The organism is Streptomyces sp. HUAS MG56 (assembly GCF_058673395.1).
The window spans coordinates 3769354-3782716 of record NZ_CM178722.1 but is presented as its reverse complement, the minus strand read 5'-3'; the positions used below and the strand labels follow the sequence as shown (position 1 = coordinate 3782716).

The window sequence follows — 13363 nt, the reverse complement described above, 5'->3', positions numbered from 1 at the left end:
CTATCGAGCGGAGATGGGGGAACATGTCCGTGGCGAGAGGAGCTGTCCATGCCCCTGTTCAAGAAGCGCACCGTCGGCAAGCCGGGCGAGTGGTTCTACTGCCTGGAACACAAGAAGGTCGAGGAAGGGCCGGAGTGCCCGGGCAAGGACCGCTTCGGGCCCTACGCCTCGCCCGAGGAGGCCCGGCGGGCGATGGAGACCGCCGCCGAGCGCAACCTCCAGTGGGAGAACGACCCGCGCTGGCACGACGCGACCGCGCGGGGGAACACCGACGAGGAGTGATCAGCTCACGGCCTGTCCGGCGGCGGCGCGCCGCTCGCGCATGCGCACGGAGTGCTCGTTGGTCCGGGCGTCGTACGTCATGAGCCCCGGCAGGCACAGGGCGAGCAGCCCCATGGCCCCCGCGCAGGCCAGACCGCCGGAGACGACCGAGGTCCGCACGCCCGCCCAGGCGGCGAGAGAGCCCGCGCGGACCTGGCCGAGCTGCGGGCCGACCGAGTAGGACAGCAGCTCGATCCCGGCGAGCCGGCCGCGCAGCTCGTCGGGGATCGTCTGGTTCCACAGGGCGGCCCGGAAGATCCCGGAGACCATGTCGAAGCCGCCGCCGACGGTCAGGAACAGCAGCACCAGCCAGACGTTCCCGCACGCGCCCGCCGCCGCGACGGCGAGACCCCAGCCGGCGGCCGACACCACGACCAGCAGCCCGTGCCGGTGCACCCGGGAGGTCCAGCCGCCGGTCAGGCTCACCAGCAGGGAGCCGGCCGGGAGGGCGGCGTACATCAGCCCGAGCGACCAGTCGGCGTGCAGCTCGTCGGCGAGGAACGGCAGGACCGCGAGCGGCATGGCCAGGAACATCGCCGCGAGGTCGACGGCGTAGGTGCCGAGGAGCTCCTTGCGGCTCCACGCGTACCGGGCGCCCTCCAGGACGGCGTTCAGCGAGGGCTTCGAGGCCTCGTGGGCGGCGGGGGACGGGGCGATCCGCACGATGTACAGCAGTGACACGGCGAAGGTCAGCACGTCGGCGGCGTACGCCCAGCCGAGGCCCGCGTAGGCGACGACCACGCCCGCGACCGCCGGTCCGGCGACTCCGCCGACCGTCCAGCGCAGCGAGTTCAGCGAGGCGGCGGCGGGCAGGTCGGCGTGGGCCACGAGCCGGGGCCAGAGCGAGTCCAGCGCCGGGCGCTGGACCGACCCCAGGGCGGCGGAGAGCGCCGCGACGGCGTACAGCGGCCAGAGCGCGGGGTGCGGGAGCAGGGCGTCGACCAGCAGCGCCGCACTCAGCAGCCCCTGCCCGGCCTCCGTCCACACGATCAGCTTCCGCTTGTCCAGGGCGTCGGCGAGGGCGCCGCCGTAGAGCCCGCAGACGATGAGCGGCAGCAGCTCCACGGCACCGATCGCGCCCACCGCCGCCGCGGAACCGGTGAGGTCCTTCAGCTGGACGGGCAGCGCGACGAAGGTCAGAAAGCTGCCGAAGTTGCTGATCAGCCCTGATTTCCACAGCCGCCGGAAGTCCGCGGAGGCCTTCCAGGGGGACAGGTCGGGCAGGAGGTCACGGAGAAGGTCGCGGGGCACAAGGGGTCATGCTCGGTCGGCCGCGCACTGCGGGCAACCGGATTTCCGGGCGCGGGCCACGAAAGCGCAGGTCACCGGCGCGCGGTCACCAAGGGGCCGGCGGCGGTGCCGTCAGGATCTCCGCCAGCCTCGACAACCGGTCACGAAAACCCCGCTGAACCCGCGCGGAGCCCGCGCTGTTCTCGCCGGCCCCCGCGCTCACCAGGTGCTGCACCGAGTCCAGGTCCAGCTCCGCCCCCTGCGGTACCGCCAGCGACTCGTGGGCCATCGCGGCCAGCTCGCCCCCGCCCGCGCCGAGCGCCAGCACCGTCACCCCGGCCCGCCGGGCCGCGTGCACCCGCTCCAGCAGCGGCGCGGGCTCCTCGGGCGCCACGACCAGCAGGGTCTCGCCCCGCCCCGCCGCCTCGATGCGGCCCGGTCCGACGGCCAGATGCGGCGGGTCCGAGGGGCGCACCCGGTGCCGTACGAGCGTCGGCGCCAGCTCCGGCGTACCCGACCACGCGGCCTCGTCCACCAGATGCGCCGCCAGATGCCACGGCTCGTACTCCGGCGTGCCGACCAGCAGCAGCCCGCCCCCGTGCGCCACCACCGACCCGCGCAGCGCCCCCGCGAACCTCCGGGTGGCCCCCAGCCACTCCGTCCCGGCGAGCACTTCCCGCAGCAACGCGACCCGTACGGCGTCCATGCGACCGCATCCTGCCGCAACCGGCCACTCGTGACCCGGAGTTCACCCGGAATTCGCCCGCCTCGGGGACAAGCAGCGGTCACCGCGCGACCCGTACGACCCAGCCGAGCCCGAGGAGCGCCCATGAGCGACGTCACCGTCCCCTTCCGCGCCGGACACGACGGCTACGCCAGTTTCCGGATCCCGGCGATCGTGGCCACCGGCGCCGGCACGCTGCTCGCCCTCTGCGAGGGACGCCACGACTCCGCCGCCGACCACGGCCGCATCGACATCGTGCTCAAGCGCTCCACCGACGGCGGCCGCACCTGGGGCCCCCTCGTCGTCGCCGCGAGCAACGGCACCGGCCTCGCCGGCAACCCCGCCCCCGTCGTCCTCGACACCGGCCGCGTCCTGCTCGTGCACGTCCGCGCCGCCGCCCGGGCCACCGAGGACGCCGTCATGCGCGGCCGGGTCCCGGACGCCGACGGGCGCCGGGTGTGGGTGCAGCGCAGCGACGACGAGGGTCTGACCTGGTCCGCGCCCACCGACATCACCGCGCAGGTCAGGCGGCCCGGCTGGCGCTGGTACGCCACCACCCCCGGGCACGCCCTCCAGCTCGGCGGCGGGCGCGTGGTCGTCCCCGCCAACCACTCCGTGCCGCCCACCGGCACCGACACCGGGGCCGAGCCGCGGTACTACTGCGGCCACTGCCTGCTCAGCGACGACGGGGGCGAGAGCTGGTACCTCGGGTACGTCGACGAGAACACCGACGGGTACATCAACGCGAACGAGACCACGGCCGCCGAACTCCCCGACGGACGCGTCTACTTCAACACCCGCAACATCCCCGGCGCCGGGCCGGCCCCCGGCACCCGCGCCGACGCCCACTCCACCGACGGCGGCCGCACCCTCGCCCTGCCCTTCCGGCCCCAGGCCGGGCTCGCCGGACCGGTCTGCCAGGGCTCCGTCCTCCAGCTCCGCGACCCCGACCTGCTCCTCTACGCCGGCCCGGCCGACCCCGCCGCCCGCGCCCTGATGACCCTGCGCGCCTCCGCCGACGGCGGCACCACCTGGCGCCCGGCGTTCACCGCCGACGGGCTGCCCGCCGCCTACGGCGACCTGGTCCGCGTCGACGCCGGCACGGTCGGACTCCTCTACGAGACCGGCGACTTCGGCCCTTACGAGCGGGTCGCGTTCCGCCGGGTCCCGCTGCACCGCCTCACCTGACCAGGTGCCGTGTCCGCCACGGACGTAGAGTCGGGCGCATGACCTCTACCGACAGCGCACAGACCCCTGCCAAGGCCCCCGCCAAGGACCCCTGGGACCTGCCCGACGTCTCCGGGTACGTCGTCGGCGTCCTCGGCGGCACCGGCCCGCAGGGCAAGGGCCTCGCCTACCGGCTCGCCCGGGCCGGCCAGAAGGTGATCATCGGCTCGCGGTCCGCCGAGCGGGCACAGGCCGCCGCCGACGAACTCGGCCACGGGGTCGAGGGCGCCGACAACGCCGAGACCGCGCGCCGCAGCGACATCGTGATCGTCGCCGTACCGTGGGACGGCCACGGCGACACGCTGGCCGCCCTGCGCGCGGACCTGTCCGGCAAGCTCGTCGTGGACTGCGTCAACCCGCTCGGCTTCGACAAGAAGGGCGCCTACGCCCTCAAGCCCGAGGAGGGCAGCGCCGCCGAGCAGGCCGCCGCCCTGCTGCCGGACTCCCGGGTCACCGCCGCCTTCCACCACCTGTCGGCCGTCCTGCTCCAGGACCCGGAGATCGACGAGATCGACACCGACGTGATGGTGCTGGGCGAGCAGCGGGCCGACGTGGAGATCGTGCAGGCCCTCGCGGGGCGCATCCCCGGTATGCGCGGCGTCTTCGCCGGGCGGCTGCGCAATGCCCACCAGGTCGAGTCGCTCGTCGCGAACCTGATCTCCGTCAACCGCCGCTACAAGGCACACGCCGGGCTGCGCGTCACCGACGTGTGAGCCGCGCGGGGCGATGGGGGACACTGGTCGGCGAAGCAGTTCCGAGCAGTGTCCCCGACCGGATCCGACAGGAGCCACCCCGCCATGCCCCGCATCGCCCTCTACCCCCTCGTCGTCTGCGTCCTCGCCGTGGCCGCCGCCGTCGTCTCCTTCGTCCAGGGCAGCTGGCTGGGGATCGTCTGGGTGCTGCTGGCGGGCCTGTCGTCCAACATGAGCTGGTACTACGTCAAGCGCGCCCGGAACGCCGCCGGGCCCGGCGAGTCCGTCACCGGCTGATCGTGCAGATCTCCGGGGTGCCGCGCCAGAAGCGGTACAGCTCCTGGCCGCAGTAGCGGGAGTAGTCGTCGACGCCGAGGAAGCGCAGGACCGCGTCGATCGCGTCGAAGAACACGCTGTTGACCGACGGCACCCACAGCAGCGCGAACACGAACAGCAGGCCGAACTGCGCGTACGGCGCCAGCTGCCGCTTGATCCGGTACGACAGCCACGGCTCGATCACGCCGTAGCCGTCCAGGCCCGGCACCGGCAGGAGGTTCAGGATCGACGCGGTCACCTGGAGCAGCACCAGGAACGCCAGCGCGAACCGGAAGTCCGCGGGCACTCCGTCCAGCGCGTGCAGCCAGAACGGCGCGCTGCACACCGCGGCGAACAGCACGTTCGTCAGCGGGCCCGCCGCCGAGATCAGGCTGTGCTTCCAGCGGCCCCGGATCCGGCCGCGCTCGATGAACACCGCGCCGCCGGGCAGCCCGATCCCGCCCATGACCAGGAAGACCACCGGGAGCACGATGCTCAGCAGCGCGTGCGTGTACTTCAGCGGGTTCAGCGTGAGGTAGCCCTTCGCGCCCACCGTGATGTCCCCGCCGTGCAGCGCCGTGCGCGCGTGCGCGTACTCGTGCAGACACAGGGAGACGACCCAGGCCGCCGTCACGAACAGGAACACCGCGACGCCCGGCTGCGCCGCGTACCCGCTCCAGGTGGCCCAGCCGGTCACCGCCGTCACGGCCATGATCCCGACGAACACGGGACTGACCCGGCGGTCACTGGAGCGGGTGGTGGCGGTGGTCATCTGGGGGCTCCTGTGTGCGGGGACCGTCGGAAAGGCGACCGTACCGGCCGTGCGGTCGTGGGGGAAACGTCTCGCGCAGGCCGTCCGGTTCCTGGAAGGGTGGGGGGATGGTCCCCCCGACGACGCGTCCGACGGCCGTCCTGACCGAACCTGAGCCTCCAGGGACAATGGACCCCGTGCGCTATCGGCTTCTCGGCACCACCCAGGCACTCCGTCCCGACGGTACGACCGTCCCGGTCGGCGGGGCGCGGCTGCGCGCCCTGCTGAGTGCGCTCGCGCTCAGGGCGGGGCGGACCGTGCCCGTGGGCGTGCTCGTGGACGAGGTGTGGGGCGCCGACCCGCCCGCCGACGCCGCCGGCGCGCTCCAGGCGCTGGTCGGCCGGCTGCGCCGTACCCTCGGCGCGGCCGCCGTCGCCTCCGCCGAGGGCGGCTACCGGCTCACCGCCGCCTTTGACGATGTCGACCTCAACCGGTTCGAGCGGCTGACCGGCGACGGGCTCGCCGCGCTCGCCGACGGCGACCCGGCCAAGGCCGCCGCGGTCCTGGACGACGCGCTCGCCCTGTGGCACGGCCCCGCCCTCGCCGACCTGCCCGACCACTCCGCCGAGGCGGCCCGCTGGGAGACGCGCCGGCTGGACGCGCTGCGCGCCCGGCACACCGCCGCCCTCGCCCTCGGCCGGGCCGAGCAGTCGCTGCCCGAGCTGACCGCGCTGTGCGACGAGCACCCGCTGGACGAGCCGCTCCAGGCGCTGCGGCTGCGCGCCCTGCGCGACACCGGCCGCCCCGCCCGGGCGCTCGCCGCCTACGAGGACGTACGACGGCTGCTCGCGGACCGGCTCGGCGTCGGCCCCGGACCCGAACTGCGCGCCCTGCACGCCGAGTTGCTGACGGCCGAGGCGCAGGAACCCCCGAAGCCGCAGCAGGCGCGGCCCGCCGTGGGCAACCTGCCCGCCCGGCTCACCTCCTTCGTGGGCCGGGAAACCGACATCGACGCCATCGGCGCCGATCTCGCGCGGGCCCGGCTGGTCACCCTGCTCGGGCCCGGCGGCGCCGGCAAGACCCGGCTGTCCCAGGAGGCCGCCGAGGCGGTACGGCACACCGTCCGCGACGGCGTGTGGCTGGCCGAGCTGGCCCCCGTGGACGACCCCGGGGCCGTGCCGCAGGCCGTGGTCACCGCGATCGGCGCCCGCGAGACCGTGCTGCACGGCGCCGGCGTCGAGAACATGCGCGCGGTCGCCGACCGGCACGACGAACCCCTCGAACGGCTCCTGGAGCACTGCGCCCGGCGCCGGATGCTGATCGTCCTCGACAACTGCGAGCACGTCGTGGAGGCCGCGGCCGAGCTGGTCGCCCGGCTGCTGGAGCGCTGCCCGGGGCTGGTCGTCCTCGCCACCAGCCGTGAACCCCTCGGTGTACCGGGGGAGTTGGTGCGCCCGGTGGAGCCGCTGCCGGAACCGGTCGCGCTGCGGCTGCTCGCCGAGCGGGGCGCGGCGGCCCGGCCCGGCTTCCGCACCGGGGACGATCCGGAGGCCTGCGCGGAGATCTGCCGGCGGCTCGACGGGCTGCCCCTCGCGATCGAGCTGGCCGCGGCCCGGCTGCGCATGCTGACGCCCCGCCAGATAGCGGAGCGGCTGGACGACCGCTTCCGCCTGCTCACCTCCGGCAGCCGGACCGTGCTGCCCCGCCAGCAGACCCTGCGGGCCGTCGTGGACTGGTCCTGGGACCTGCTGGACGCGGACGAACGCGCCGTCCTCGCCCGGCTGTCGGTGTTCGCGGGCGGCTGCGACCTGGCCGCCGCCGAGGCCGTGTGCGGCCCCGTCGCACTCGACGCGCTCGGCTCCCTGGTGGACAAGTCCCTGGTGGTGGCCGCTCCGTCGGGCGACGGCGGGATGCGCTACCGCCTCCTGGAGACCGTCGCCGAGTACGCCGCCGAACGGCTGGACGAGACCGGTGGCCGCGGCGGCGCCGATCACGCGCATCTGACGTACTACCGCGAACTCGCCCGCACCACGGACCCGTTGCTGCGCGGCTCCGAACAGCGCACCGCCATCGAGCGGTTCCAGCTGGAGTACGAGAACCTGCGCACCGCCCTGCGGCACGCCGTCGCCCTCGGCGACGAGCAGGAGGCGCTGTGCCTGGTGCTGTCCCTGCTGTGGTTCTGGCAGATGCGCGACCAGCGCCTGGAGACCCGCACCTGGTGCGTGGAGGTGATGCGGCTCGGCCCCGACCCGTTCGCCGCACCGGTCCGCCCGGCCCGCCCGGTGTGGCAGAGCTGCACCGACGCCCCGCCCCCGTACACCGGAGAGGTGCTCGCCGAGGCCCGGCGCGGCGTCCATCTGGCCCATCTCGCGTGCATGGAGACCGAGTTGGAGGCCTGGCAGACGCCCGAGGCGCAGGAAAAGCTGAGAGCCGTCACCGAGGTCTACGAGCCCGGCCTGCCGCAGACCTGCCGGGCCCCGGGGATGCTGTGGTTCTTCGCCGAGATGCTGACCGGCGGCATGGACCGGCTGCGCACGATCATGGACGCCACGGTGGAGACGTGCCGGAGCACCCCCGGCTACGAGTGGGAGCTGGCCGGTGCCCTCCAGATGCGCGCCGGCCTGCTCGCCAACCGCACCTCCTGGGCGGGCGACGCCTCCCGCGACGCCGACGAGGCGCTGGAGATCTACCGCCGCATCGGTGACGCGTGGGGCACCGCCGAGGCGCTGTCCGCGCGGGGCGAGGCCCATGAGCGCAAGGGGGCCTACGAGGCCGCGGCCGACGACTACCAGGCCGCCATCGCGTACGCCGAGCGCCTCGGCGCCCGCGCCCAGATGGCCGTCCTGGGCGCCCGGTTCGGCAGCGTGCTCATGGAGCAGGGCGAACTGGAGCGCGGCGAGAAGATGCTCCGCGACGTCATCGCCAGCCAGGACGGCTCCTTCAACGAGGCGATGCCCGCCGCCCGGCTCTTCCTCGCCTGCTGGCTCGGCGTGTACGGCCGCACCGGCGAGGCGCGCGAGCAACTCCGGCTGCTCCGCGAGGAGTTCAAGATCGCGCACTTCGTGGTCTTCGACGTGATGATCCTCGTTCAGGAGGCCTGGCTGGACGCCCTCGACCGGCTGCCGGAGCAGGCCCTGGACCGGGTCCGGCAGGCGCTGCGGCTCGCCCAGGACCCGCTGTCCGAGGCCATCAGCCCGCACCTGCCGTCCGTCTGTCTGGCCGTCGCCGCGATGGCCCTGGCCGAGCGCGGTGAGGAGGGTGCCCTGGCCGGGGCCCGCTGTCTGGGCGCCGCCGACGCCATCCTGCCGCCCGGGCACGTCCGCTCCGGCATGGAGCGCCAGGCGCAGGACCTGACCGTGGCCCGCATCCGCGAACGGCTCGACGCCGCCGGATACGCGGCGGCGTACGCCGAGGGCGGTGGCCTCTCCCTCGCGGAGGCCACCGCCCTGTTCTGACCCACGGCGGACGTCAGGTCTTCGTGCGGAACTTGTGGATCGCGACCGGTGCCATCACCACGGTGATCGCCACCGACCAGCCCACCGTCATCCACACGGAGTGGGCGACCGGACCGCCGTTCATGAGGCCGCGGGCCGAGTCGGCGAGCGTCGACAGCGGGTTGTAGTCGGTGAAGTGCCGCAGCCAGCCCGGCATCGACCGGGGCGGGGCGAAGATGGACGACCCGAACTGCAGCGGGAACAGCACCAGGAAGCCCATCGCCTGCACGGACTGCGCGTTCTTCAGGACGACACCGAGGGTGAGGAACACCCACATGATCGAGGTGGCGAACAGCGCGGACAGCCCCACGGTCGCGAGCAGCCCGGGCCAGCTGCTGATGTGGAAACCGACCAGGACCGCGACGACCATCAGGATGGCCGTGGCGAACAGCATCCGCGCCAGCTCCACGGCGATCTTCGCGAACAGCACGGAGCCGCGCCCGATCGGCAGCGAGCGGAACCGGTCCATGACCCCGCTGTTGAAGTCCTGGCTGAACCCGGTGCCGACGCCCTGCGACAGGGTCATGCTCATCATCGCGATCATGCCGGGGATGACGTACTGCACGTAATGCCCCTGGCCGCCGCCGAGCGCCTGCCCGATCGAGCCGCCGAAGACGTACACGAACAGCAGCGTGAAGACGATCGGCATGAGCAGTGCGTCGAACATCGACTCCGGGTCCTGGCGGATCCAGAGCAGATTGCGCCGGACGAGCGCGCCGGTGTGCCGCAGATGCCCGCGCAGCGGGATCCGGCCGTCGGCCTCGGCGACGGTGGTGGTGATCGAGCTCATGCGGCGATCTCCTGACGGGTGTCGGCGGGCGTGGCGTCCTTCTCCGGCGCACCGGCACGGTGGCCGGTGAGGGACAGGAACACCTCGTCCAGGCTGGGCAGTTCGGTGGTGATGGAGGAGATGGTGATGCCGCGCGCGGTGACCGCGCCGACCACCGCGGTCAGCTGCTCGTCGCTGAGGATCGGCACCAGCAGCGTCCCGGACTCGGAGTCGACGGTGGTGGCGGCGAGCCCGGTGATGCCCAGCTCGTCCAGCATGTCGGCGAGCGGGCGCAGCTGCAGCGGATCGACGGGCCGCACGCGCAGGGTGCGGCCGCCGACCTTGGCCTTCAGCTGCTCGATCCCGCCGGTGGCGATGACCTTGCCGCGGTCCACCACGGTCAGCTCGGAGGCGAGCTGCTCGGCCTCCTCCATGTACTGGGTGGTGAGCAGCACGGTGACGCCGTCGCCGACCATGGCCTTCACCTCGTCCCACACCTCGTTGCGGGTGCGGGGGTCGAGCCCGGTGGTCGGCTCGTCGAGATACAGCACGGCGGGCCGCCCGATCATGGATGCGGCGAGGTCCAGCCGCCGCCGCATGCCGCCGGAGTACGTACTGGCGGGCCGCTTGGCCGCCTCGGTGAGGGAGAACCGCTCCAGCAGCGCGTCCGCGCGGGCGCGGGCGTCCTTGCGGGAGAGATCGAGCAGCCGCCCGATCATGTACAGGTTCTCCCAGCCGGGCAGCTTCTCGTCGACGGAGGCGTACTGCCCGGTCAGCCCTATGACCCGGCGCAGCTGCCGGGGCTGGCGCAGGACGTCGTACCCGGCCACGGTGGCCTGTCCGGCGTCGGGAGTGATCAGGGTGGACAGGATCCGTACGAGGGTCGTCTTGCCGGCGCCGTTCGGTCCGAGGACGCCCATCACGGTGCCCTCGCGCACGTCCAGGTCGACGCCGTCCAGCGCCTTGGTCTCGCCGTAGTGCTTGACCAGTCCCCGCACCGTCACCGCACGGCCCGCGCCGACGGGGTTGTCATCGATTCGCGTCATGCCACAGACGGTGCCAGGCCCCACCGACAAACGACCGACAAGCCGCCGACGGCCACCGACAGCGGGCCGGCGCGTCCCTCATACAGGGGCAGCCCGCCGACGGGGGAAGATCGGCGGGCTGCCCGGGGTGTTTCCGCAGTGGCTCAGTGGCAACGCCTAGTGGACGGAGTGCTCCTCCTGCGGGAACGTTCCGCCGACGACGTCCTCCGCGTAGGCCTTCGCCGCGCTCGTCATGACCTCACGCAGGTCGGCGTACTTCTTGACGAACTTGGGGACCCGGCCGGAGGTCAGGCCCAGCATGTCCGTCCAGACCAGGACCTGCGCGTCGCACTCCGGTCCCGCGCCGATGCCGACCGTCGGGATGTGCAGCACGCGCGTCACCTCGGCCGCCAGCTCCGCCGGGACCAGCTCCAGGACCACCGCGAAGGCGCCCGCGTCCTGTACGGCCTTGGCGTCGCGGAGCAGCTGCTGCGCCGCCTCCTCGCCGCGCCCCTGCACGCGGTAGCCCATCGCGTTCACGGACTGCGGGGTCAGCCCGATGTGCGCGCACACCGGGATGCCGGCCTCCACCAGCAGGCGGATCTGCTCGTGCGAGCGCTCGCCGCCCTCCAGCTTGACCGCGCCGGCCCCGGCCTCCTTGACCAGCCGGGTCGCCGAGCGCAGCGCCTGCACCGGACCCTCCTGGTACGAGCCGAACGGCAGGTCGGCCACGATCAGCGCGCGCTGCGTGCCGCGCACCACGGCGGCCGACAGCATGGTCATCTCGTCCAGCGTGACGGGCACGGTCGTCTCGTACCCGAGGTGGCAGTTGCCCGCCGAGTCGCCGACCAGGATCACCGGGATCCCGGCCTCGTCGAAGACGGAGGCGGTCATCGCGTCGTAGGCGGTGAGCATGGGCCACTTCTCGCCGCGTTCCTTGGCGAGGGCGATGTCGCGAACGGTGATACGGCGTGTGCCCTTGCCCCCGTACAGCGCCTTGCTGCCGTCGGAGGGCTTCGTCGGGGCAGCCGAAAGCTGCGTCATTGCAACGGCTCCTTCAGTCATCTCGAGGCGCCCGTACGGCGTCCCCGGATCGCCTCCATGGTGGCACTTCGTGCCGGGCAGGGCCAGAGGGGCCCGCCGTGATCCCGTCATGTAAGGGCTTGGTAAAGGAATTAGATACGAGACCGTTCCGTATCGAAATGAACGTAGTCTCGAACACATGACAAGTCCCGTCCCTGCCTCCCGAATACCGGAAGCGGTGCACCGGCGCCGATGGGCGATCCTCGGCGTCCTGATGCTGAGCCTGCTCATCGTGGTGCTCGACAACTCGATCCTGAACGTCGCCATCAAGACCATCTCCACCCCGGCGCCCGTCGGCCTCGGTGCCAGCCAGGGGCAGATCGAGTGGGCGATCAACGCCTACACCCTCGTCTTCGCCGGCCTGCTGTTCACGGCCGGTCTCGTCGGCGACCGCCTCGGTCGCAAGAAGGTGCTGATCGGCGGCATCGCCGTGTTCGGCATCGGCTCCGCGCTGGCCGCCGAGTCCGGCTCCCCGGCCCAGCTGATCGCGTTCCGCGCGCTGATGGCCCTCGGTGCCGCCTTCGTCATGCCCGCCACCCTCGCCGTCCTGATGAACGTCTTCGAGCGCGAGGAGCAGCCCAAGGCCATCGGCATCTGGGCCGGCGGCGTCGGCCTCGCCATCGCCATCGGCCCGATCACCGGCGGCGCCCTCCTCGACCACTTCTGGTGGGGCTCGGTCTTCTTCGTCAACGTGCCGATCGTGATCGTCGCGCTGGTCCTGATGGCCTGGCTGGTGCCCGACTCCCGCGACCCCAGCCCGGGCCGCCTCGACCCGATCGGCGTGGTCCTGTCCGTCGTCGGCCTCGTCCTGCTGGTCTACGGCATCATCAAGGGCGGCGAGCTGGCCGACTTCACCGACCCGAAGGTGCTGGCGACGGCCGGCGCGGGCGTCGTCGTGCTCATCGCCTTCGTGCTCTTCGAGAAGCGCAGCGACCATCCGTCGCTCGACGTCACCTACTTCAAGAACAAGGTCTTCTCGGCCGCCATGGCCGCCATCGCGCTGGTCTTCTTCGCGCTGATGGGCGTCACCTTCTTCTCGGTCTTCTACACCCAGAGCGTGCGCGGGTACTCGCCGCTGGAGTCCGGTGTGCTGATGCTGCCGCTGGCCGCCGCGCAGATGATCTTCGCGCCGCGCGCCCGGCTGGTGGTCGACCGGTTCGGCAACCGGGCCACCACCACCGCGGGCCTGGTGCTGATCGCCGCGACGCTCGCCGCGTTCGCCACCTTCGAGGCCGACACCCCGATCTGGCTGCTGGAGGTGATCTTCTTCCTCATGGGCACCGGCATGGCGCACATCATGACGCCGACCTCGGTCGTCATCATGCAGGCCCTGCCGCGCGAGAAGGCCGGCTCGGCCTCGGCGCTGAGCAACACCTTCCGCCAGGTCGGCGGCGCGCTCGGCATCGCCGTGCTCGGCTCGGTGCTCGCCACGTCGTACCGCACCGGCGTCGAGGGCAAGCTCGGCCCGCTGCCGCCCGCCCTGCGCGAGAAGGCCGGCGAGTCCATCGAGGCCACCCTCGGCATCGCGAGCAGGCTCGGACCGCAGGGCAAGGCCCTCGTCACGCCCGCCAACGACGCGTTCCTGCACGCGATGCACGTGACCGCCCTGTGCGGTACGGGCGTCGCGCTGATCGGCGCCGTGGTGACCGTCCTGTTCCTGCCGGGCAGGCCGACGGCCGGTCAAGAGGGCGACAAGGAGCCGGAGTTGGTCGTGGCGGCGGACTGAGCAGCG

12 protein-coding genes are annotated in these 13363 nt (G+C 73.0%); 6 read left to right on the top strand and 6 right to left on the bottom strand.

What is annotated here, in order from left to right:
• The first annotated feature begins 48 nt into the window (after positions 1–48).
• Complete coding sequence (locus AC4OXY_RS17935) at positions 49–282, top strand: hypothetical protein (RefSeq protein ID WP_376285022.1); 234 nt, start codon at positions 49–51, stop codon at positions 280–282.
• Here AC4OXY_RS17935 and AC4OXY_RS17930 read toward each other — a convergent pair whose 3' ends face one another.
• Both AC4OXY_RS17930 and AC4OXY_RS17925 read right to left on the bottom strand, forming a co-directional pair.
• Positions 283–1572, bottom strand: a complete 1290-nt coding sequence (locus AC4OXY_RS17930) for an MFS transporter (protein WP_362822230.1) — start codon at positions 1570–1572, stop codon at positions 283–285.
• Between the two features lie 85 nt (positions 1573–1657).
• The gene (locus AC4OXY_RS17925) at positions 1658–2257 is read right to left on the bottom strand and encodes a hypothetical protein (protein ID WP_356030659.1); all 600 of its coding nucleotides are present in this window, start codon (positions 2255–2257) and stop codon (positions 1658–1660) included.
• Between the two features lie 123 nt (positions 2258–2380).
• Between AC4OXY_RS17925 and AC4OXY_RS17920 the strand changes: the two genes are divergently transcribed.
• The 3 genes from AC4OXY_RS17920 (at position 2381) to AC4OXY_RS17910 (ending at position 4491) form a co-directional block, all read left to right on the top strand.
• Positions 2381–3463 (top strand): sialidase family protein, encoded by a 1083-nt coding sequence (locus AC4OXY_RS17920; RefSeq protein WP_491994202.1) that lies wholly within the window; start codon positions 2381–2383, stop codon positions 3461–3463.
• 38 nt (positions 3464–3501) lie between these two features.
• On the top strand, positions 3502–4215 hold the full coding sequence (npdG, locus tag AC4OXY_RS17915) for an NADPH-dependent F420 reductase (RefSeq protein WP_356030662.1): 714 nt from the start codon (positions 3502–3504) through the stop codon (positions 4213–4215).
• Between the two features lie 84 nt (positions 4216–4299).
• The gene (locus tag AC4OXY_RS17910; protein ID WP_356030664.1) at positions 4300–4491 is read left to right on the top strand and encodes a hypothetical protein; all 192 of its coding nucleotides are present in this window, start codon (positions 4300–4302) and stop codon (positions 4489–4491) included.
• Here the strand turns inward: AC4OXY_RS17910 and AC4OXY_RS17905 are convergent.
• Entirely contained in the window at positions 4481–5281 is an 801-nt protein-coding gene (locus AC4OXY_RS17905) for a site-2 protease family protein (protein WP_356030666.1), read from the bottom strand. The two genes, AC4OXY_RS17910 and AC4OXY_RS17905, sit on opposite strands and share 11 nt — an antisense overlap.
• A gap of 167 nt (positions 5282–5448) precedes the next feature.
• On the opposite strand from AC4OXY_RS17905, the gene AC4OXY_RS17900 reads away from it, so the two are divergent.
• The gene (locus tag AC4OXY_RS17900) at positions 5449–8715 is read left to right on the top strand and encodes an ATP-binding protein (protein WP_491994201.1); all 3267 of its coding nucleotides are present in this window, start codon (positions 5449–5451) and stop codon (positions 8713–8715) included.
• Positions 8716–8728: 13 nt separating this feature from the next.
• On the opposite strand, the gene AC4OXY_RS17895 is transcribed toward AC4OXY_RS17900, so the two are convergent.
• From AC4OXY_RS17895 to panB, 3 genes are all read right to left on the bottom strand, one after another.
• On the bottom strand, positions 8729–9544 hold the full coding sequence (locus AC4OXY_RS17895) for an ABC transporter permease (protein WP_491994200.1): 816 nt from the start codon (positions 9542–9544) through the stop codon (positions 8729–8731).
• A complete protein-coding gene (locus AC4OXY_RS17890) occupies positions 9541–10569 on the bottom strand; it encodes an ATP-binding cassette domain-containing protein (RefSeq protein ID WP_356030670.1) in 1029 nt (342 codons plus the stop codon). Before AC4OXY_RS17890 ends, AC4OXY_RS17895 begins: the two co-directional genes overlap by 4 nt.
• 156 nt (positions 10570–10725) lie before the next feature.
• Positions 10726–11592, bottom strand: a complete 867-nt coding sequence (panB, locus tag AC4OXY_RS17885) for a 3-methyl-2-oxobutanoate hydroxymethyltransferase (RefSeq protein ID WP_356030672.1) — start codon at positions 11590–11592, stop codon at positions 10726–10728.
• A gap of 178 nt (positions 11593–11770) precedes the next feature.
• On the opposite strand from panB, the gene AC4OXY_RS17880 reads away from it, so the two are divergent.
• Positions 11771–13357: an MFS transporter gene (locus AC4OXY_RS17880; RefSeq protein WP_356030674.1), complete on the top strand. Its 1587-nt coding sequence runs from the start codon at positions 11771–11773 to the stop codon at positions 13355–13357.
• The last annotated feature ends 6 nt before the right edge of the window (positions 13358–13363 follow it).

Bases quoted from the DNA above. Each gene is read 5' to 3' on its own strand.
- AC4OXY_RS17890 (WP_356030670.1), bottom strand. From the start codon at position 10,569: ATGACGCGAATCGATGACAACCCCGTCGGCGCGGGCCGTGCGGTGACG.
- AC4OXY_RS17905 (WP_356030666.1), bottom strand. From the start codon at position 5,281: ATGACCACCGCCACCACCCGCTCCAGTGACCGCCGGGTCAGTCCCGTG.
- AC4OXY_RS17925 (WP_356030659.1), bottom strand. From the start codon at position 2,257: ATGGACGCCGTACGGGTCGCGTTGCTGCGGGAAGTGCTCGCCGGGACG.
- AC4OXY_RS17920 (WP_491994202.1), top strand. From the start codon at position 2,381: ATGAGCGACGTCACCGTCCCCTTCCGCGCCGGACACGACGGCTACGCC.
- AC4OXY_RS17895 (WP_491994200.1), bottom strand. From the start codon at position 9,544: ATGAGCTCGATCACCACCACCGTCGCCGAGGCCGACGGCCGGATCCCG.
- panB (WP_356030672.1), bottom strand. From the start codon at position 11,592: ATGACGCAGCTTTCGGCTGCCCCGACGAAGCCCTCCGACGGCAGCAAG.
- npdG (WP_356030662.1), top strand. From the start codon at position 3,502: ATGACCTCTACCGACAGCGCACAGACCCCTGCCAAGGCCCCCGCCAAG.
- AC4OXY_RS17900 (WP_491994201.1), top strand. From the start codon at position 5,449: ATGGACCCCGTGCGCTATCGGCTTCTCGGCACCACCCAGGCACTCCGT.
- AC4OXY_RS17880 (WP_356030674.1), top strand. From the start codon at position 11,771: ATGACAAGTCCCGTCCCTGCCTCCCGAATACCGGAAGCGGTGCACCGG.
- AC4OXY_RS17935 (WP_376285022.1), top strand. From the start codon at position 49: ATGCCCCTGTTCAAGAAGCGCACCGTCGGCAAGCCGGGCGAGTGGTTC.
- AC4OXY_RS17910 (WP_356030664.1), top strand. From the start codon at position 4,300: ATGCCCCGCATCGCCCTCTACCCCCTCGTCGTCTGCGTCCTCGCCGTG.